The organism is Herminiimonas sp. (assembly GCF_030655415.1).
The window spans coordinates 228,789-250,634 of sequence record NZ_JAURVN010000018.1 but is presented as its reverse complement, the minus strand read 5'-3'; the positions used below and the strand labels follow the sequence as shown (position 1 = coordinate 250,634).

The window sequence follows — 21,846 nt, the reverse complement described above, 5'->3', positions numbered from 1 at the left end:
ACCGGATGGAAAGGATTTGAAAGATTAGCGTGCAATAGCGATGACGCGTCATCAAGTAACGCTGAATTCAGCAGCGCTGCATTCATAATGAACTTTGCGAATTTTTCAGGGAGTGATGAGTTGATGCTTGACTGCATACATCGCAATACCGACGTCATTATTGGCGCCGGTTTTTTCCAGTATGCGGCTGCGATAAGTGCTCACCGTATTGGGACTGAGCCCTAACTGATCGGCAATATCCTTGACGCAGGTGCCGCTGGCGAGCGCCTTGAAAACTTGATATTCGCGCTGCGATAAAGTCTCGTGCGGCAGTCGCGTTGCATGCTGGCCGAGACTGGTAGCCAGTGTTTCTGCCATGCTGCTGCTGACGTACATGCCGCCTTCCGCCGCCTTGCGTATCGCGATGATGAGCTGATCGCTATCTACACTTTTGTTCAGATAACCCGAAGCGCCCAGACGATAACAACGCGCGGCGTATTGTTTCTCCGGATAGGTCGACAAGATCAACACCGGCAGGCGCGGCATTTCTTTTTTCAGTTGCTGCAGTACTTCCAGACCATCATGCACCGGGATCGCGATATCCAGCAAAACCACATCAATGGGCAATATCCGCGCTTGCCGTAATGCTTCTGCGCCATCGGCACATTCGCCGATCACATTGATATCGCCAGCATCGGCCAAAATTTGTTTGAGGCCTTCGCGCACCATGCGGTGGTCATCGCATAAAAGCAGGTTGATCATGCACTGACTCCGTGCGAATTCTCAGGATTACTCGCGGCTTCGCACTTCTGCGGTGCAAAAGGAATGTGCAGGCGCGCAAGCGTTCCCTGGCCAGGAGCACTAATAATTTCCAGACTACCGCCAAAGTGCATCGCACGTTCACGCATGCCCATGACGCCGTATGAACGACTGTTATCAAGATCGAAAGGTTGCGCGCCTACGCCGTTATCTTGCACTTCCATAGACAATGCGTTTTCATTCAGATGTATGCGAATTTGCAGTGCGCTGGCTTGCGCATGACGCGCGACGTTGCTGAGCATTTCCTGAAAGATGCGGAAGATAGCCGTCGCCAGATTACCGTCGGGTGCACGGATATCGTCAGCAACTTCGATACTTGATTCACAAGCCATCTCGGTCGTCTCTATGAATTCTTGCAACTGCCATTCGAGCGCAGCAATCAAACCCTGATGATCGAGAATGCTAGGACGCAGATCGGTAATCATGCGACCGACATTTTCTACAGCGGATTCGATCAGGCGATTCATAGTCCGGCATTTGCCCGCAACTTCTGCCCGATCGACGACGCGTTTTTCCATCCAGTTAACATCCAGCTTGAGTGCTACCAGCAAGCTGCCCAATTCATCATGTATCTCGCGCGCGATGCGGCGTCGCTCTTCTTCTCTAGCTGAGTTAGCGTAGGCAGAAAGCTCACGCATTTGCGCCAGAGCACCCGATAGCTCAGCGGTGCGTTCAATGACACGCAACTCCAGTTCACGATTAGTTCTATGTAATTGGCGCTCTTCCTGACGGCGTTGCGAAATATCGCTGAAGAGAACCACTGCGCCGCAGATTTTTCCCTGCTCGACGATCTGATGCGACGAATACTCAACCGCAAACGACGAACCATCAGCGCGCCAAAAAACTTCCTTGTCTATCTTGCAGGTACGACCGGCACGAAAGGCGCGATAAATAGGGCAATCTTCTTCGGGATAAGTGTGGCCATGTTCATGTGAATGATGCATCAAGCGATGCATGTTTTGACCCAGCACCTGATCCACCGAGTAACCCAGCATTGCTGCACCGGCCGGATTGATGAAGGTGCACTGACCCGCCAAGTCGATGCCATACACGCCATCGCTGGTCGATTCCATTAGCAACATCAGCTTGTCACGCCATAAAGCGCGCTCGGCTTCCGCTGGCAATCGGGTCTTCATATTCTTGCGCTCACTGGATAGTCACTTTGCAATGATTGATTGCGAAGGTGTTTGCAATTGACGTGCCAGTCATTGCGAAATTGGCGCGGCTATCAATTCTTGGTAGAAACTTATGCAAGAAAATGCAAATAGCGCATTTCTATCAGAGAAAAATGCTGAGGGTGGAGAAAATTTGGAAGAAGAATAGTACCGATTTGAGGGTGTAGCGCTAGAGTTTGGGTACGAAACTTGAAGGTCAATCTAAGCCGGGCCCGCCCACATGCCGTGAACATTCTTGAGCCCCAGTTTTTGCGCGTCTTCCAAACCAACAATTTTGTCGCTGCCTTCCAACTTCGCCAGATCGACCAATTCCGGCGGAATGTAGGCGTTTGATTTGACCGAGAAAAAAACTTTTACTTTTGGTGTGAGCAGCGAACTTTCCGACTGCTCCACGACGACACCGATACGTCCGGTTTTCAATTTGACCAAAGCACCGGTTGGATAAATACCTATGCACTTCACAAATGCCTGGAACACCACCGGGTCAAAATGGCCGTTCCACTCCGCCATGCGGCGCAAGGATTCCGATGGTTCCCAACCCGCCTTGTAAGCGCGATTGGAAGTAATCGCATCGTACACATCACACACCGCACCCATCCGTGAGAACAGACTGATCTGCTCGCCTACCAAGCGATGCGGATAACCGGTGCCATCGAAGCGTTCGTGATGATGCAAGCACACATCCAGCGCGGCCTCACTGACATCCGGTGACTCGGACAAAATCTTGTGACCCTCAACCGGATGCTCTTTAACTGCAACGAATTCGTCATCCGTCAGCTTGCCCGGTTTATCCAGTATCGACTGCGATACCATCATTTTTCCGACATCGTGCAATAGTCCGGCCAAACCTGCATCCCTGGTTTGTTTGTCATCCAGTCGCAATTTTTTGGCAAGTGCAATCATCAGCGCGCATACCGCGACTGAATGCATATAGGTGTAATCGTCTTTATTTTTCAGTCTGGCCAGACTGATCAGCGCATCGGGATTGCGCATGACGGAAGATGAAATTTCTTCCACGAGTGAATGCGCCCGCGCGGTATTCAACGCGTTACCCATTCGGGCTTCTTGAAACATGGTGGTGACAGCCGTCTTGCCGTCTGCGCATATTTTTTTGGCGCGTGCCATTTCGTCGTCGAATGATGCGCGGCGCGGCGCTAAAACTGGTGGAGGAACAATTTTTTGTACTGCGGGTTCAGCTTCGATATTATCAGCGGCAGGTTTCGCAATATCCAAACCCTTGGAAATATCTATCCACACTTCTTCCACACCGCTGGCCTGAATCTTTTCCAAATCCTTGGGATTGTCGAGCAAGAGCGAGGTACGCCAAAATGGTGACTCATCCCAAGTGCTGCAAAACTTCTGAATAAACATTCCGACACGGAGCTGTTCAACATTGATTCGTTTCAACATGTGCGTGCTCGCGGTGTTGTTGCCTGATCCATCCAGTTGATACCTAACTATTTGTTTGATAGTGCTTTTTTGATCAATGTCGATACTTGTGCCGACTGAATTATATTACCCCCGATTCACCCTAAAGATGCTCTGAACAAACATTTAGACGTAAAAAAAGGGTTACGAATGAACGTAACCCTTTTGTATTGTGGTGGGCCTCCCGTGAGTCGAACACGGCACCAACGGATTATGAGTCCGCTGCTCTAACCAAGCATGAGCTAGAGGCCCGTAACCTGATTAGAAATTAATTACCTTCTAAGAAGCTTTTCAGTTTATCCGAACGTGATGGATGACGCAATTTACGCAAGGCCTTGGCTTCTATTTGACGAATACGCTCACGGGTAACGTCGAATTGCTTGCCGACTTCTTCCAGCGTGTGATCTGTCGACATTTCGATACCGAAGCGCATACGCAATACTTTTGCTTCGCGTGGAGTCAATGAATCCAAAACGTCTTTCACTACGCCGCGCATCGAAGCGTGCAACGCTGCATCGGCTGGTGCCAATGTGTTGTTGTCTTCGATGAAATCGCCCAGATGTGAATCGTCGTCGTCGCCGATCGGTGTTTCCATCGAAATCGGTTCTTTCGCAATTTTCATGATCTTGCGGATTTTATCTTCCGGCATTTCCATTTTGATCGCCAAGGTTGCTGGATCTGGCTCAGCGCCGGTTTCCTGCAGAATCTGACGTGAAATACGATTCATCTTGTTGATCGTTTCGATCATGTGCACAGGAATACGAATCGTGCGCGCTTGATCGGCGATCGAACGGGTGATCGCTTGGCGTATCCACCATGTTGCATATGTCGAGAATTTAAAGCCGCGACGATATTCAAACTTGTCGACTGCCTTCATCAAACCGATATTGCCTTCCTGGATCAGATCCAGGAATTGCAAACCGCGGTTGGTGTATTTTTTCGCAATCGAAATAACCAGACGCAAGTTAGCTTCGGTCATTTCGCGTTTTGCTTTGCGTGCCTTCATTTCACCGGCAGCCATCTTTTTATTGATGGCGCGCAGATCTGGCAACGGCAATACGACACGTGCTTGCAAGTCGATCAGTTTTTGCTGCAACTCTTTAACTGTCGGCACATTACGCGCAAGGATCACGCTGTATGAATGATTAGCGTTGACTTCGCCATCGACCCATTCGAGATTGCTCTCGTTACCTGGGAAAACCTTGATGAAGTGGCCACGCGGCATGCCGCATTTATTGACGGCCACATCAAGAATCTGCTTCTCGATCTGACGGACTTCGTCAACTTGACCACGCAAGGTGTCGCACAATTTTTCAACAACTTTGGCTGTAAAGCGAATACTCAACAGTTCGTTGGAAATGATTTCCTGTGCCTTGACGTAAGGCTTGGAGTTGTAACCTTCTTTTTCGAAGGCTTTACGCATCTTGTCGAATTGCAGGGCGATCGTCGCAAACTTGGCGAGCGATTCGCGCTTCAACTGTTCCATTTGTTCTGCGGTAAAACCAGCAGCACCGGAAGCGGCAGCAGCAGGAGTTTCTTCTTCTTCCTCTTCTTCTTCCTCTTCTTCTTCCTCTTCTTCGTCATCCGAAGAGGCAGCAGGTGTCGGAGCAATCACAGGCTCGGATGCATTCATGTCGACCAGACCGTCAACGATTTCATCGATCTTGGCTTCGTCTTTTGAAATACGTTCTGCCGCTGCGATGATTTCTGCAATCGTGGTCGGGCATGCGGAGATCGCCTGGATCATGTCACGCAGGCCATCTTCAATACGTTTTGCAATACCGATCTCACCTTCGCGAGTCAGCAATTCAACCGAACCCATTTCACGCATGTACATGCGGACAGGATCAGTAGTACGACCGAAATCGGAATCGACGGTGGACAGTGCGGCTTCAGCAGCAGCTTCGGCTTCGTCATCGCTGGCAACGGTTGCAACATTGTCGGACAGCAGCAATGTCTCTGCATCCGGCGCTTGTTCGTAGACCGCGATACCCATGTCGTTGAAGGTACCGATGATGCCTTCGATCGCTTCTGGATCGATAATGTTTTCTGGCAAATGATCGTTGATCTCTGCGTAGGTCAGGAAGCCGCGTTCCTTACCGAACTTGATCAGCGTTTTCAGTTTTTGACGACGCGCTTCGAGTTCTTCTTCGCTGGCTTCTGTGTCATTCGAAAACGCATCTTTCAACAATGCTTTTTCTTTTGCCTTGCGGTCTTTGGCTTTTGCCTTGTCGACGGCTTTGAGTTCTGCGCGTTCGACTGCATTCAATGCAGCGACTTCGTCATTCTCAGGCTGGAATTCTTTTGGCTTGCGACCACGACGGCCAGGCACCTTGATCGACGGCAGGATGTAGCCGGACGTATCAATTGCGGCCAATGTGGCGGCGTCAGTAGTTTGACTGACGGTCGGCGTGATCATGACGTTAACGCCAGGACGCGACTCGACTTTCGGTTCGATTTTGGCTGACTTGCTAGTGAGCTTCACTTCAGATTTCTTATTTGTCACAGGGGCTTTCGATTGCACTAATACCGGCTTTGCAGCAACTTTGGATGAAGGTTTGGCCACCGCAGATTTCACGGCTGGCTTTGCTGCCTTTACATTGGTCGGCGCAGCTTTGCCGACGGGCTTACTAGCCACTTTTTTTGCAACAGGTTTGGTCGACTTTGCTACAGCCGTTTTGGCTTTGTTCGCAGCAAGCGTCTGATTTTTCGCGGGTTTCTTCATTGCGTTCGCCATTGGATCAACTACCAACTGGTTATGCCCTGAAATACGACAGAAGCCGCATTCACGAGCAGATTTGCGCATTCAACTCCGGCTTCCGCCCGCGCAAGTTTATTGATTTTCTTCCCGATCCCTATAACACCTGCAACTCTAAGGCGTTGAATCGAAAGCCTTTAATTATAACATATGGGGGCGCATTCCCCCTCTACACAAGAGCAAAATTAGTCTCTTTGCACTTTTTCTGCCTGCGCTTGACGCCTTAATTGTTCTTGCTGCAAGGTTAAATCGCGGTAACGCGACTGTGCCTCCTCGCTACCCAAGCCGGTTGTAATCAGCGTTTCAATTTCTGCAGCCAAGACTTTCATTTTTGTTTGCCGAATTGCACCAGCCAGTTCAAGTCGGGCCACATCAATATTCGATTCGGTATCGGCGGCTATTTCCGCAATCAATGGATCGAAATCGGAACCAGTCGAACGTAACAATTCAGCCAAAGTCGCAAAGTTTGCGTGCGCGCCCATTTCACGACTCATTTCTACCAACTGTTCCAGCATGTCGGCGCGATCTGGCGCGAAGTACGTTGCCACATTCAATGCAGCTTGATCAAGCTCGGCAGCCAACACCGGATGCGCCACCAACAGGCGCATGATCTGGCGTTCCAATCCTATAGGCGCAGTGCGCTTGCCTTTAGGCGGCGCGGCACGCACACGTGAAATCGGTTGCGCCAATTCAAACAGCGCTTCTATTTCTGCCGGCGTACTTTCTGTCACTTGCGCCAAACTGCGCACGATCTGCAAACGTAATGACGACGCGGGCAATGCTTGCAACAAAGGCTTCGCATCAAACTGCGCGCGCGCCCTGCCTTCGGGTGTGCCGAGATCGTTATCGCCGACCGCTTCTTTCAGCAGAAATTGCGACAAAGGCATCGCGTCTTGCACTTGTTTTTCAAATGCTTCGGCGCCCATCTCGCGCACAAAACTATCTGGATCGTGCTCGCTAGGCAAAAACAAAAACTTGATTACTTTATTGTCTCCGGCATACGGCAAGCTGGCTTCCAACGCGCGCCGTGCAGCACGTCGGCCTGCCTTGTCGCCATCGAAACTAAAAATTACTTGATCAGTTTGACGCAGCAGCTTTTGCACATGTATCGCTGTACATGCCGTGCCCAGTGTTGCCACCACTTGCGGGAAACCCAGTTGCGCCAGCGCCACTACGTCCATGTAGCCTTCGGTTACCAGCGCGTAACCCGCATCGCGAATTGCTTGTCGCGCCTCGAACAAACCGTACAGTTCGCTACCCTTTTGAAATAAGGGCGTTTCGGGCGAATTCAAGTATTTAGGCTCGCCATCACCCATCACGCGACCACCAAAACCGATCACCTGACCTTTGGAATTGCGAATCGGGAACATGATGCGATCACGGAATCGGTCGTAACGTTTGCGCTGTCCGCTACTCGCACCTTCTTCATCCACTTTATTGATGACCAGGCCGGATTCAACCAACGCATCCACTTCATAATCAGGGAACACTGCGCGCAAACCATCCCAACCATCAGGTGCGTAACCCATGCCGTAACGTGCGGCGATTTCGCCAGTTAATCCACGTCCGATCAAATAACTTTTTGCAGTTTCCGCATGCCGTAATTGCTGACGATAAAAGTCGCACGCGCGCGTCATCGCTTCTGACAAGGCCATGCTCTTTGCTTGCTGTTCAGCGCGTTGTGCAGGCGGCAAACGATCTTCCGCTTCCGGCACCACCATGCCGACGTTTTGCGCCAGATCCTTGACCGCTTCGACAAATCCCATGCCGGAATATTCGATCAAGAATCCGATCGCCGTGCCATGCGCACCACAACCAAAGCAGTGATAAAACTGCTTGGTCGGGCTGACCGTAAAGCTGGGGGATTTTTCGTTGTGAAACGGGCACAAGCCCATGAAATTGGCGCCGCCTTTTTTCAACTGCACGTAGCGACCCACCACATCGACGATGTCGACGCGGTTGAGCAGATCCTGAATAAACGACTGTGGAATCACGTCGGGTTCAAGCTAATAGTGAGTTGGAATTTTTGACGACTAGAGGCGATCAGCCTTTGGTCAATGCAGCTTTAACCAAGCCGGATACTGCCGTCATGTCAGCGCGACCAGCCAGCTTCGCCTTCAAAATTGCCATGACCTTGCCCATATCCTGCGGGCCGGCAGCACCAGATGCTGTGACCGCAGCGGCAACTTCGCCCTGCACTTCTGCATCGGACAACGCGCTTGGCATATAAGTGGTCAAGACTGTGAGTTCTGCTTCTTCGATATCAACCAGATCCTGACGTCCACCAGCCTGGAATTGCGAAATCGAATCCTTGCGTTGCTTGATCATTTTTTCAATGATCGCGAGTACTTGCGTGTCGTTCAACTCGATACGTTCATCGACTTCTTTTTGCTTGATCGCAGAAGTAATCAGGCGAATCGTACCGAGCTTGCCAGCTTCTTTGGCGCGCATTGCCGATTTCATGTCTTCGGTGATCTGTTCTTTCAAGCTCATACGCACTCCGGTATCTGGTAGTTAATTTTTAAAAACGACCCAATAAAATCAGATCATTAAAAACGCCAAAACCCGCTGCGGACCAACACCGGAGCGGGTTTGCAACCAACTTCTTGAACTGCACGCACATCAGGCGCGCAGCTTGGAAATTAGTAAAGCTTTTTAGGCAATTGCTGGCTGCGGATACGCTTGTAATGGCGTTTCACAGCTGCAGCGAGCTTGCGCTTACGTTCAGCAGTTGGCTTCTCGTAAAACTCGCGCGCGCGCAAATCGGTCAGCAAACCGGTTTTTTCAATAGTGCGCTTGAAGCGACGCATAGCGACTTCGAACGGCTCGTTTTCTTTAAAGCGGATAGTGGTCATGTAAGGTAAACCAATGTTGGGTAGTGAGTCGAAGAGTATAGCAGTCTTGTTCAGCAAATGGAAGACTCTTTATTTGCCGATGTTCAATTTGCCGGAAAAACCACGAAATCCGGCGGGGCCGAACGCCAGCTCAATATCCATTCAGCTTCATGCTTAATTCCGTATCCCAATAAGCGGCTTCAATTTTGTGCCCATCAAGATCGCGGACAAAACAGCCGTAATATGGCTCGCCATACAGCGGACGCGGGCCTGGCGGACCGTCGCAGGTAGCGCCAGAAGCAATCGCCGCCTCATGAAACTTGTGAACCTGCTCTTTGTTAGCGGCAATAAAGCCCATGTGGAAACCGTTACCAACACTGGCAGTTTGTCCATCATGCGGCTCACAAAGCCAGAACTCCGGATATTGGCGGCCATAAGCGACCGCGCCGGGATGTTCCATGATCGCCACGATATCCAGCGTCGCCAGCACCGCATCGTAAAACGGCCTGGCCTTGTCATACTGATTGGTACCTATCGATACGTGGGAAATGATGCTTGGATGTTCGCTGCTCATGGCCGCCTCCGTTTGAATGAGCAGCCATCATAGCGTGCACTACTGACAAGCAATGTCAGTAGTCTTCCACAGTATTTCAGTGTTTAGACAGCTTGGCCAGCCGCAACACCCGAAGCCCACGCCCATTGAAAGTTGTAGCCGCCCAGCCAACCAGTCACATCGACCGATTCGCCAATGAAATGCAAACCCGGCACTTTATTTGCCATCATGGTCTGTTGCGACAACTCGCGCGTATCGATACCGCCCAGCGTGACTTCGGCCTTGCGATAACCTTCAGAACCATTCGGAATAATGCTCCAGCTATTAATAGACGCGCCTAGCTGACGCAATTGTTTGTCTTGCATGTCGGCGACACGGGCATCGCCTTTAAAGCCATTCACGATTAACCATTCATCAGCCAAACGTGAGGGCAACCATTGCGCCAATTGATTGCCGAGATTTTTCTTGCTGCTGGATTTGCCTTCTATCAGCGCTTCGGCGATATCGACTTCCGGCACCAGATTGATAATCAAGGGCGTACCCGGCTCCCAGAAACTGGAAATTTGCAGAATCGCCGGGCCGGATAGACCTCTATGCGTAAACAGTAAGTCTTCCTTGAAGTAACCGCGCGCTTTCTTGCTTCCGGTTTCCACTTCTACGGGCAAAGCAATCCCGGCCAGCGGCACGAATGGCTGCCAGCTCACCAGATCAAATGTCAGTGGGACCAAACCGGGGCACGGCTCCACCATTTTTAAATCGAATTGTTTGGCGATGCGATAAGCAAAATCGGTCGCGCCGATTTTAGGAATAGACAAACCGCCGGTCGCAATCACCAGACTACTGGCAAGGATTTCGCCAGTGTCGGTTTCTATGCGGAATAACTCTTCGCTCTTGTTTATATTCTTGATGTTGCAAGGCATGCGCCACGCCACATTGCCGAGCGCGCATTCTGCTTTCAACATGTTGATGATGTCTTCTGCAGAATCGTCGCAAAACAACTGGCCTTTGTGCTTCTCGTGATAAGCGATGCGATAGCGTTTCATCAAGGCGAGAAAATCCTGCGGCGTGTAGCGCGACAAAGCACTTTTACAAAAATGAGGATTCTGCGACAGGAAGTTTTGTGGCGTAGCGTCGATGTTGGTGAAATTGCAGCGACCACCGCCAGAGATACGGATTTTTTCTGCGAGCTTGGCAGCGTGATCGATCAGCACCACGCTTTTACCGCGTTGCCCGGCGACGGCCGCGCACATCATGCCTGCGGCACCGGCGCCGATTACGGCAACATCAACTTGTTTTGTCATGACTTACAACCAGCAAGAAAAAGTAAGTCGTGATTGTAAGCGCAGGCGGCTTGTCGAGCTTGGCTGATTTGCACCGGCTTTCGATACCAGCGATCCTTATCCTTATCTTTAAGCGCTCCAACGCTCCAGCACTGTATCGCGCAAAGTCTTGCCCTTGAATTGATCAGTTTGACTCGCGAAATCCGTTGCACAACGCACCACATCGCCGATCACGATAATCGCTGGACTGCCGATCTTCGATTCTGCCAATGCTTGTGGCAATTCTGCCAAGGTCGTGATCAATTGTGCTTGCGCCATGCCGGTTGCTGATTGAATTACCGCGACTGGCGTGCTGCCCGCTTTGCCCCCTTCCAGCAATGCAGCTTGAATTTCTGCACTGCGCGCGACACCCATATAAATCACTAACGTCAGATTGAGTTTGGCCAGCGTATTCCAGTCGGGATTGGATTCGGCGTTTTTACCGTGACCAGTGATGAAAATCGCGCCTTGGCTCCAGTCTCTATGCGTGAGTGGAACTCCGATAGAGGCTGGCGCAGCGAGGCCGCTGCTGATGCCGTTGATCACTTCAACTTCAACGCCTTCGGCTTGCAAATGGTCGCGCTCTTCGCCGCCACGACCAAAGATAAACGGGTCGCCGCCTTTCAAGCGCACGACACATTGCCCGGCTTGCGCTTCGGACAACATCAAGCGCTCGATGAATGCTTGTGGGGTTTGTTTGCAGCCGCCCCGTTTGCCGACGTTGACGATGCGCGCAGTGGCTGGCGCATATTGCAATACTTCAGGATTGACCAGATCGTCGATCAGGATCACATCTGCCTCGGCGATCGCCTTGACCGCCTTGACTGTCAGCAGATCCGGATCGCCAGGACCCGCACCGACCAAAAATACTTTACCGAATACTTTACCGAACTGCTCCATCTTGACCACCATGTTTACTTTGTAGATGTTTAGCTACAAGCAAACAGTGTTCCACCTGCTCCAAAATGGAGATAGGTATCGGCTCATCACCGCGCAGCGCGGCTTCTATCCATTTAGCTGTAGTAACGGCATCGCGTTCTGCTGGTAGCGGCGGCAGTTCGTCAGTCGGCTCCTGTTTTTGCACCAGGATCGTGCATTCATTGTCATGTATCCAGCTTATTTGTTGTGCACGCTTGGCATTCGCTACGGTTTCGCCTTCAGTGCCGCGCATCAAAAATACTTCGCCGCGTTCTGCGGGCGCGGCCGTTGTGAAATAAGTGGTCAACATCGCAAGATATTCAGGATGCGTGTACGAAGTAAGGCGCAGAGCCGGCGTTGCAAACGGCTGCATGATTTTGACCAGCGTGTGCGTGGAATTACGCACGCCCAGAATGCGGCGCATTGCCAGCAAGCGCGACATACGTGGTGCCAAATCTTCAATTGGCATCAATACCGGCGCACGGCGCGCAAACTGCTCGGCGACTTGCTGCGCATTATGCGAAACCAGATATCCCAGCTCTTTCAAAATTTCCGCAGTCGTCACGCGACCTGGATCGCTGGTCACGCCGTGGATAAAAACAGGTGCGCCTTCGCGTGCCAGTAACAAAGCCATCAGCGGCAGCAGATTCGGCATTTGACGCGCGCCGTTGTAACTTGGGATGACGATCGGTGCGTACTCGCTAACCGGCGCAACTAAAGGCTCGAATGAAGCTTCTGCCGCATCGATAAAGCCGGCGATTTCATCCACCGATTCGCCCTTGATGCGCATTGCCAGCATGATGCCGCCCATTTCCAGATCGGACACGCGTCCATCCAGCATGGCTGCATATAATTGATTTGCGTCGTCGCGCGACAAACTGCGCGCGCCTTTGACGCCACGACCGATTTCCTTGATGAAACGGGCGGTGGCGAATGGTTCAGTATTGGAAGGATTTTGCATGCCGCAGAGGGTACACCGAAGCCCGGTTCTGCGAAAGTGCAGAACCAGAAAATGCGATGTCAAAAATATTACAGTAAAAGTTTAAAACTCAGGCTGCCTTGGCCGGCATCTGCTGACTGGAAATAATTTTTTTCAATTCAGGCACGCATGATCCGCAGTTGGTGCCGCACTTCAATTTTTGCTGCAAATCCACCAACTTCACATCAACATCACCGCGCGTGCCGACCAGACTATCGTTGATTTCCGTTTCAGATACATTGAAGCAGTTACAGACGATACGGCCTCGCGATTTAAAACTTTGTGGTGCAGTGTTCGATGGCATCAACAACAAGCGCCCCAAGCTCGCCACCGGCTGTTCATTTTCCAGATATTCCTTCAACCAGGATTCGGCAGAAATATCACCGGCCAGCGATACCGCCTGCAACTTGCCGTCAGCTATCAACATACGACGTGAATTGCCACGCTTGGTATCGTCATAGCGCAAGACTTGCGCACCAGCGATATTGAATTTCTGTTCTATCTCTGCCGTCAGCGCAGGATTCGCTGCGTAATCGTCAGCCGCACGGAACAACACGCCCACTTTATCGCGACCAAACAGCGTGCATGATGCATATGCAAACTTGCGCATCATGGGCCGCAATTCAGCTTGCAAATCGAGCAGCTTGGATTCTTCTATCCAGCCGAACACGATAAAGCGCCAAGGAAATTCCGCTTTCAAAATTTTGACGGCCGCGTGCTTCAATTCTGGTTGCTTGGAAGTCGGACAATACGCTGGCGTCGTCAAAGCATTCACACCATAAGTACCATCGCCATCGCGGCCACGTCCCGACACATATTCCTCACCCCAATGCATCCCGATGAAAACCTGACCCGCGCGCATGTCATCGCCCAATGCGACCGGGAAAATTTGCGAACCGTGTTTACTGGTGACGTGCACCAGATCGCCGTCATTCCACAGACGACGCTCCATATCGACTTTGGATAACACAACCGATGGTTCAGATGCATGCGAAAACAATTGTGCAACGGTGCCGGTGCGGCTCATGCCGTGCCATTGATCGCGCAAACGTCCGGTCGACAAATGAAACGGGAAGCGTGCACTCACCGGCTCTGCAACTGGCTGATAAACCGTATTCGCAAACTTCGCCCGGCCAGTTGCGGTCGGGAATATTCCGTCTTCATAGAGACGTTTTTTACCGGTAGTCGCGCCTTCCGGAAACGGCCATTGTTGTGGACCTTGTTCTTCCAAAATCTGGAAACTCAAACCGGTGATATCCAGATCACGACCACGAGTGGATTCGCGATGTTCGTTCCAGATTTCTTCCGTTGTTTCAAATGGGAAGATAGACGATTGTTTACCGAGTGCGCCTTCCAGCTTGCGCGCAAAATCAACCGCGATCTCCCAATCGTGTTTGCTTTCGCCCAGCTTAGGCAACACTGATTTGAAGCGCGTAATGCGACGTTCGGAATTAGTAACCGTGCCTTCTTTTTCGCTCCATGTTGACGCCGGCAACAACACGTCGGCGTAGTCGCAACTCGCGGTCGTTTTGTAGGCTTCTTGCACGATGACCAGTTCAGCATTGCGCAAGGCTTCACGAATCATCGCCTGCTCAGGCATCGATTGCGCCGGATTGGTACAGACGATCCAGATGATTTTGATGTCACCAGTTCGTACCGCCTCAAACATTTCGACAGCGCTTTTGCCAGGCGTCGCCGGTACATCAGCCACACCCCATAATTTTGCAATCTCTGCACGATGTTCCGAGTTCGCGATATCGCGATGCGCTGACAACATGGTGGCGAGTCCACCGACTTCACGGCCGCCCATTGCGTTCGGTTGACCAGTCAATGAAAACGGTCCTGCACCTGGCTTGCCGATTTGATGTGTGGCCAAATGCAGGTTGATCAACGCCGCATTTTTTGCAGTGCCGGATGACGATTGGTTCAAGCCTTGGCAATACATCGACAGCGTTGCTTTCGACTTGCCGAACATGCGTGCGGCTTGCATCAAATCTTCTTCTTTGATGCCGCAGATATCGGCCACAAATTTAGGTGTGTACTCGCGCACGGTTTGCTTCAGTTCTGCAAAACCTTCGGTATGCGCCGCGATGTAATCCAGATCGACCAGGTCTTCCCATAAACAGATATGCAACATGCCGTTGAACAGCGCGACGTCGGTGCCGGGCAGAATCGGCAAGAACAAATCCGCTTCGCGAGCGGTATCGGTGCGGCGCGGATCGGCGACGATCACTTTCAATAATGGATTGGCTTTGCGCGCGTCTTCGATGCGTCTATAGATGATCGGATGTGCATAAGCAGTGTTCGAACCAACGATAAAAATGACTTGCGCTTGATCGATATCTTCATAGCAAGGTGGCGGCGCATCGGCGCCCAGTGTTTGTTTGTAACCTGCGACCGCACTCGACATGCACAAACGCGAATTGGTATCGACGTTATTCGTGCCGATCAAACCCTTCGCCAGTTTGTTGAAGACGTAGTAATCCTCAGTCAGCAATTGGCCAGACAGATAAAAGCCAACGCTATCTGGCCCATGATCGCGGATCGTTGAAGCAAATTTATTGACGATGAAATCCATCGTCGTCGCCCAAGATCTGCGCTCACGCTCGTCGCCGCGTGCCAAACGCATTTCTGGATACAGCGCGCGCGACTGTTGTTGCAATGCCGGACGCGCGGTTAAATGCAAGGTGCTGCCTTTGGTACATAAACGGCCGAAGTTGGCCGGATGATCTGGATCGCCGCGTACGGCGATCACCTTTTCTCCGTCACTTTGAATCAAGACGCCGCAACCCACCCCGCAATAACAGCAGGTGGCTTTGGTTTCGGTCGAAGGTAAAACTGCAGACGCAACTACAGATGCACTTGCGTCGGGTTCCGACCGAGCAGCAGAAAGCAGTGATTCACTCATGCAACGGCGGCCTCGCTCACCGGTGCATTCAGTTCTACTAGATCCAGATAAACATCGCCGCCTTCAACCTTGACACTGTATTTTTGCGTGCAGCCTTCATCCGGTGCTGCGGCACAGCCATCGCCCAGACCGATGCTCCAGTTGTGCAACGGGCAGGCGACGCGCTCACCGAAGACGATGCCTTGCGACAAAGGACCACCCTTGTGCGGACAGCGATCCAGCAAGGCAAAAACCTTGTCTTCGCTATTACGGAAAATGGCAACGTTCGGCTTGTCTGCGCGATTGACGACACGGGAACCGAGGACTGGAATGTCCGTTACCTTGCAGATGACTTTCCATTGGTTTGACATACATGGCCTTGATAAAAATTGTTATAGATGTTTTCTAATGCGGTTGAGTGCTGCGTTTGTGTACTGTCTAATTTGCACTCACGCTTGAAGCGCGAGTGCAATCCTGATTAGATCGACAGTGGCTCGAACTGCCGCGTATCGACCATCGCTTTTTCAGGTTCATGCCATGGATCGGATTCACCTTCCAGCGAGAACAACAAGCGCTCGTACAAGGCCTTGCGGTTTTCCTCATCCTCCAGCACTTTCTGTTTCGCATGTTCCAGGCCTACACGTGCAAGGTAATGCACGGTTCGTTCCAGGTACCAGCCTTCTTCACGATACAACTGCAGGAATGCACCGGCGTACTCCAGCACTTCTTCATGCGTTTTCAGTTTGACAAAGAATTCTGCGACTTCGGTTTTGATACCGCCATTGCCACCTACATACAATTCCCAGCCTGAATCAACACCAATGATGCCGACGTCCTTGATGCCGGATTCTGCACAGTTACGCGGGCAACCGGACACCGCCAATTTAACCTTGTGCGGCGCATACATGCGCGCCAGTTGACGCTCAAGTTGTTGCCCCATTTTGGTCGAATCTTGGGTACCGAAACGACACCATTCAGAACCAACGCAGGTCTTCACTGTACGCAAACCTTTTGCATAAGCAAGGCCGGATGGCATACCGAGGTCGTGCCAGACTTCGCGCAAGTCTTCTTTCTTCACACCCAGCAAATCGATACGCTGACCGCCGGTAACTTTGACGGTCGGAATCTTGAACTTGTCGACCACGTCAGCAATGCGGCGCAATTCGGAAGAATTGGTTTCGCCGCCCCACATACGTGGAATCACCGAGAAGGTACCGTCTTTTTGAATGTTGGCGTGCGCGCGTTCATTGATGTAACGCGATTGCGGATCATCCTTGGCTTCACGTGGCCAGGTCGAGATTAAATAATAGTTAATGCCAGGACGGCAGCTTGAGCAACCGTTCGGTGTACGCCAGCCCATCTTTTGCTGCACTTCTGCGACCGACAACATCTTGTCTGCCTTGATCGCATCGCGCACTTCTTGATGGGTGTGATCAGTACAGCCACACATAGGTTTGGCTTTGCTCGATACCGAGTAATCGCCGCCTACCGTTGCCATGATGATTTGTTCGACCAGACCAGTACACGAACCGCAAGATGCGGATGCCTTGGTGTGCTTGCGCACGTCTTCGATCGTGAACAGGCCTTTTTCCTTGATTGCGGTAACGATGGTGCCTTTGCATACGCCGTTACAACCGCAGACTTCTGCGCTGTCCGGCATTGATGCCGCTTTGCTGAAACCTTCGTGACCGGCATCACCTGGACGCGTGGTGTTGGCTTCGCCAAACATCAATGAGTCACGGATTTCGCTGATGTCTTTGCCTTCGCGCAGCAAGCTGAAATACCAGCTGCCATCGACGGTATCGCCATACAAACAAGCGCCGACTAGTTTGTCGTCTTTCAATACCAGTTTTTTGTACACGCCGCCGATCGGATCAGACAACATGATTTCTTCTGTGCCTTCGCCACCGAGGAATTCACCAGCGGAGAACAAATCGATACCCGTTACTTTCAACTTGGTCGATGTGACCGAACCTTGGTAACGGCCGATACCGTAATTAGCCAAATGATTGGCGCAAACTTTTGCCATTTCAAACAAAGGTGCAACCAGGCCGTATGCAGTGCCGCGATGATTCACGCATTCGCCAACTGAGTAAACTTTAGGATCGTAGGTTTGCATGGTGTCGTTGACGACGATACCGCGGTTGCAATAGATACCGGTTTCTTCAGCGAGTTGTGTGTTCGGGCGAATGCCGACTGCCATCACGACCAATTGCGCCGGGATCTCTGTGCCGTCGGTGAAACGCAAACCTTTGACATGACCGTTTTCATCGCCAATGACTTCTTGTGAATTTTTACCCAGCAGGAAATTGAGGCCGCGATCTTCCAGCGACTTTTGCAGCATCTTGCCGGCGACGTTATCGAGCTGGCGTTCCATCAGGGTTTCCGGCAGATGAACCACGGTGACATTCATGCCGCGCAGCTTCAAACCGTTCGCGGCTTCCAGACCGAGCAAACCGCCACCGATGACGACTGCATCGGTGTGTACTTTTGCTGCTTCGATCATCGCGTTGGTATCGTAAATATCACGATAGGAAATAACACCCTTCAAATCCTTGCCCGGAATCGGCAACATAAAAGGATTGGAACCGGTCGCCAGCAACAGGCGATCATATTCGGCAGTGGTGCCGTCATCCGCAATCACCAGACGCTTGACGCGATCAATCTTGACGATCTTTTTGCCCAGGTGCAGTTTGATATTGTTTTCTACATACCAGTCGACATCGTTCAACATGATGTCCTGGATGGTTTGCTCACCAGCCAAAACTGGCGACAGCAAAATACGGTTGTAATTGGCATACGGCTCAGCGCCGAATACCGTGATGTCATACAAGTCAGGTGCAATCTTGCGTAGTTCTTCCAAAGTACGCACGCCTGCCATACCGTTACCGACCATCACCAGTTTCATTTTTTTCATCGCTGCATCCCACAGATTTGTTGTTCGCGAATCTAAATAAGCAAAACAGATGCCAGTTTTACTTTTTGTGCGCTTTTCTTAAAACAAGCTGTTTCTGCACCAATAGAAAGTAATTTACGCACTTAACAAGTGCAATACGCAGTTTATTTGGTGCAACACTACCGATACAATTTAAGGAGCATTAACCGCGCCCATTCGTGGGCAGGGCTTGCACTAAAGTGGCATAACACTTGCATATTTAGATGCAATCTTGTCTAACTAGTGAGCTCTCATGCAAAAATCGTCATTCTGGAAAGCGGGTCATACACCGACCCTGCTTGCATCCTTCTTTTACTTCGATTTGAGTTTTATGGTCTGGGTCATCCTCGGCCCATTGGCTGTGCAGATCGCTGGCGATCTGGCGCTGACTCCATCGCAAAAAGGGCTGATGGTTGCGACTCCTTTATTGTCAGGTGCTTTATTACGCATTGTGATGGGCGTACTGGTCGATCATTTGAAACCGAAAAAAGCCGGCATCATCGGCCAGGTCATCGTCATGAGCGGTATGTTGTGGGCATGGTTGGGCGACTTGAGCAGCTATCACACGATGCTGGCGTTCGGCGTCATCCTCGGCTTCGCCGGCGCTGCATTTGCCGTAGCGTTGCCTTTGGCTTCACGCTGGTATCCGCCGGAGCACCAAGGTACGGCGCTGGGCATTGCCGGTGCGGGTAACTCGGGTACTGCTTTCGCTGCCTTGTTTGCACCAACGCTGGCAATCATCTTCGGTTGGCAAAATGTGTTCGGCTTGTGCCTGATTCCACTAGGCGTGGCGTTTATCGTTTATCTGGTATTTACCAAAGATGCACCGAACGCGCCGCCAGCAAAATCGCTGGTTGAATATCTGCATGTATTGAAAGACAAGGATGCGTGGTGGTTCATGTTCTTCTATAGCGTGACCTTTGGCGGCTTCTCAGGTCTGGCGTCGTCGCTGACGATTTACTTCAATGGTCAATATGGTTTGTCGCCAGTGACTGCCGGCTATTTCACAGCGGCGTGCGTATTTGCAGGTTCCGCAATTCGTCCTTTGGGCGGCCGTCTGGCCGACCGTATCGGTGGCATCAAGACTTTATCGATGATGTATCTGCTGGCAGCGACTTTCATGCTAGTCGCCAGCTTCGGTTTGTCGTCAGCGATGGCTGCGGTTGCGATCTTCGTACTCGCGATGCTGGCGCTAGGTGTTGGTAATGGCGCAGTATTCCAGTTAGTACCGCAACGCTTCCGCAAGGAAATCGGCGTCATGACTGGCTTGGTCGGTATGGCCGGTGGCATCGGTGGCTTCTATCTGGCATCCAGCCTCGGTTATTCGAAACAATTGACCGGCAGCTATCAAGGTGGTTTGATTGTTTTCGCCGCATTGGCCATCGTTGCCTTGCTCGGTTTGTCCGCAGTGAAAAACCGCTGGCGTACAACATGGGGCAGCGCGTCCATGACCAACGCAAAAATCTGATCCACATATATATGCCATGCAATTACACAGCCCTATGCGCGTCATGCTTGAATCCTTGATGTCATCACCATGCCACTGAAAATCGCAGCGGGCTATGCCACGCGCGCAGGTCACCGTGAGCGCAACGAGGATTTTGTCGGCATGGTCATGCCGGACGAGCCGGAATTATCGAGCAAGGGCATGCTTGCGGCGATAGCTGATGGCGTGTCCGGCAATGAAGGTGGACGTGAAGCATCCGAGTACACGATACGCGGCTTGCTCAGTGATTATTACGCGACGTCCGATACGTGGCCGGTGACGCAATCGCTGGATCGCGTACTCAAGGCGATCAATAGTTGGGTGCAGCATCAAGGTTCAATACGCGCCGAACTCGCAGGCATGGCGACGACGCTAACCTCGCTGGTATTGCGTGGTAATTTTTATTATTTTGCGCACGTCGGCGACACACGTCTGTATCTTTTACGCAAAGGCGTGTTGACGCGACTGACTGCCGATCATGTGTGGGACAGGCCGGAAATGCAGCACGTATTAACCCGTGCTATCGGACTTGACTCACAACTGGCGATCGATCACGGCATGGGTGAATTGCATGAGGGCGATGCTTTTTTGCTCGCGACCGATGGGGTGTGGGCGTCGATCTCGGAATACGATCTGACCGATCATCTGTCGCAACTAGTGAACAAACAGCATGAAGCGGAAGCGATCGCGAATATCCTGATCGATAGTGCGCTGGCTGCTGGCGCAAAAGATAATGTCAGCGCACTAGTGGTGCGCATCGACGCATTACCCGAAACAAATTTGCGCGATGCACTTTCCGGTTCACAGCAACTGCCGGTACCACCAAAACTAAAAATCGGTCAAGTCATAGACGGCTATACCGTCGAAGAACAAATACACGCATCAACAACCACTCTACTCTATCGCGTATCAGAACCACGCGCAGGCAATCAGACTCCGCGCAAGCTTGTCCTGAAAACATTGCATCCAGATCGCGCGCAAGACATGCATGAGCGCTCCGCATTTGCACATGAAGAATGGTTGGCGAAACGTGTGGTCGCGCGATTCTTCCCGCAGATCATTACACCCGATCAGAAAACGTATCTTTACTATCTAACCACCTGGCACGAAGGCAATACGCTGCAACAACATCTGGATGCCGGTGAACACTTCACGATTCCAGATGTGATCGCGCACGGTACCAAACTGGTACGCGCGATCGGCGCGTTGCATAGACGCAGCATCATTCATAGAGACATCAAACCCGGCAATATTCATTTAGGCGACGATGGTGAGTTGCGTATTCTGGATCTTGGCGTCGCGCAATCGGGGCTGGAAGCAGAAGATGAAGCGCGCGCACCACGTGCCGGCACGCCATCTTTTCTCGCACCTGAGCAATTCCATAATGCTGCAGCATCGCGACAAACTGATTTGTACTCAACTGGCGTGACGCTGTATCTATTATTGACGCGGCATTTTCCTTACGGTGAAATCGAACCGTTCCAGACACCACGTTTTGGTGTAGCGGTAGTGCCGAGTCGTTACAGGCCCGACCTACCTTTGTGGCTGGAGAATGTCTTGCTGAAAGCAGTCGCGCGCGATCCGGCAGATCGCTTTGAAACTGCAGAAGAATTTTTACTGGCACTCGAACGAGGCGCCAGTCGACCGCTTGCTGCGATCGCACCGAAGCCATTGGCAGAACGCGATCCGGCATCTGTATGGCGCGCGGTGGCGGCGATCTCCATCGTTATCAATATTCTGCTGTTGTATCTGCTGGTGGTACGTTGAACTGCGGCT

At 51.6% G+C, this 21,846-nt stretch carries 16 protein-coding genes and 1 tRNA gene; 2 read left to right on the top strand and 15 right to left on the bottom strand.

The features are described 5' to 3' along the window. Positions 1-105: 105 nt before the first annotated feature. From Q7T66_RS17325 to nirB, 15 genes are all read right to left on the bottom strand, one after another. The gene (locus Q7T66_RS17325; RefSeq protein WP_304934349.1) at positions 106-741 is read right to left on the bottom strand and encodes a response regulator transcription factor; all 636 of its coding nucleotides are present in this window, start codon (positions 739-741) and stop codon (positions 106-108) included. Next, entirely contained in the window at positions 738-1,934 is a 1,197-nt protein-coding gene (locus Q7T66_RS17320) for a PAS domain S-box protein (RefSeq protein ID WP_304934348.1), read from the bottom strand. The genes Q7T66_RS17325 and Q7T66_RS17320 overlap by 4 nt, the downstream gene beginning before the upstream one ends. A 240-nt stretch (positions 1,935-2,174) precedes the next feature. Next, positions 2,175-3,383: an HD-GYP domain-containing protein gene (locus Q7T66_RS17315; protein WP_304934347.1), complete on the bottom strand. Its 1,209-nt coding sequence runs from the start codon at positions 3,381-3,383 to the stop codon at positions 2,175-2,177. Positions 3,384-3,574: 191 nt separating this feature from the next. Continuing rightward, positions 3,575-3,653, bottom strand: a tRNA-Ile gene (locus Q7T66_RS17310). Positions 3,654-3,669: 16 nt separating this feature from the next. Beyond that, entirely contained in the window at positions 3,670-6,138 is a 2,469-nt protein-coding gene (gene rpoD / locus Q7T66_RS17305; protein WP_370691663.1) for an RNA polymerase sigma factor RpoD, read from the bottom strand. 206 nt (positions 6,139-6,344) lie between these two features. Then, on the bottom strand, positions 6,345-8,153 hold the full coding sequence (gene dnaG, locus Q7T66_RS17300; protein ID WP_304934346.1) for a DNA primase: 1,809 nt from the start codon (positions 8,151-8,153) through the stop codon (positions 6,345-6,347). Between the two features lie 49 nt (positions 8,154-8,202). Next, positions 8,203-8,652, bottom strand: coding sequence for a GatB/YqeY domain-containing protein (locus Q7T66_RS17295; RefSeq protein WP_304934345.1), 450 nt, complete (start codon positions 8,650-8,652; stop codon positions 8,203-8,205). A 149-nt stretch (positions 8,653-8,801) separates the two neighbouring features. Beyond that, the gene (rpsU, locus tag Q7T66_RS17290; protein WP_112992919.1) at positions 8,802-9,014 is read right to left on the bottom strand and encodes a 30S ribosomal protein S21; all 213 of its coding nucleotides are present in this window, start codon (positions 9,012-9,014) and stop codon (positions 8,802-8,804) included. 130 nt (positions 9,015-9,144) lie between these two features. Next, a complete protein-coding gene (locus Q7T66_RS17285; protein ID WP_304934344.1) occupies positions 9,145-9,567 on the bottom strand; it encodes a VOC family protein in 423 nt (140 codons plus the stop codon). 83 nt (positions 9,568-9,650) lie between these two features. Next, positions 9,651-10,847, bottom strand: coding sequence for an NAD(P)/FAD-dependent oxidoreductase (locus tag Q7T66_RS17280; protein ID WP_304934343.1), 1,197 nt, complete (start codon positions 10,845-10,847; stop codon positions 9,651-9,653). A gap of 108 nt (positions 10,848-10,955) precedes the next feature. Then, complete coding sequence (gene cobA, locus Q7T66_RS17275) at positions 10,956-11,777, bottom strand: uroporphyrinogen-III C-methyltransferase (protein WP_304934342.1); 822 nt, start codon at positions 11,775-11,777, stop codon at positions 10,956-10,958. Then, positions 11,749-12,744: a DNA-binding protein YbiB gene (gene ybiB / locus Q7T66_RS17270; RefSeq protein WP_304934341.1), complete on the bottom strand. Its 996-nt coding sequence runs from the start codon at positions 12,742-12,744 to the stop codon at positions 11,749-11,751. The genes cobA and ybiB overlap by 29 nt, the downstream gene beginning before the upstream one ends. Positions 12,745-12,832: 88 nt before the next feature. Further along, complete coding sequence (locus Q7T66_RS17265) at positions 12,833-15,670, bottom strand: nitrate reductase (protein WP_304934340.1); 2,838 nt, start codon at positions 15,668-15,670, stop codon at positions 12,833-12,835. Next, positions 15,667-16,020: a nitrite reductase small subunit NirD gene (gene nirD, locus Q7T66_RS17260; RefSeq protein ID WP_304934339.1), complete on the bottom strand. Its 354-nt coding sequence runs from the start codon at positions 16,018-16,020 to the stop codon at positions 15,667-15,669. Before nirD ends, Q7T66_RS17265 begins: the two co-directional genes overlap by 4 nt. 107 nt (positions 16,021-16,127) lie before the next feature. After that, on the bottom strand, positions 16,128-18,566 hold the full coding sequence (gene nirB / locus Q7T66_RS17255) for a nitrite reductase large subunit NirB (RefSeq protein WP_304934338.1): 2,439 nt from the start codon (positions 18,564-18,566) through the stop codon (positions 16,128-16,130). Positions 18,567-18,837: 271 nt separating this feature from the next. Between nirB and Q7T66_RS17250 the strand changes: the two genes are divergently transcribed. Then, complete coding sequence (locus Q7T66_RS17250) at positions 18,838-20,052, top strand: NarK/NasA family nitrate transporter (RefSeq protein WP_304934337.1); 1,215 nt, start codon at positions 18,838-18,840, stop codon at positions 20,050-20,052. Positions 20,053-20,121: 69 nt separating this feature from the next. After that, entirely contained in the window at positions 20,122-21,837 is a 1,716-nt protein-coding gene (locus Q7T66_RS17245; protein WP_304934336.1) for a bifunctional protein-serine/threonine kinase/phosphatase, read from the top strand. Positions 21,838-21,846: the final 9 nt, after the last annotated feature.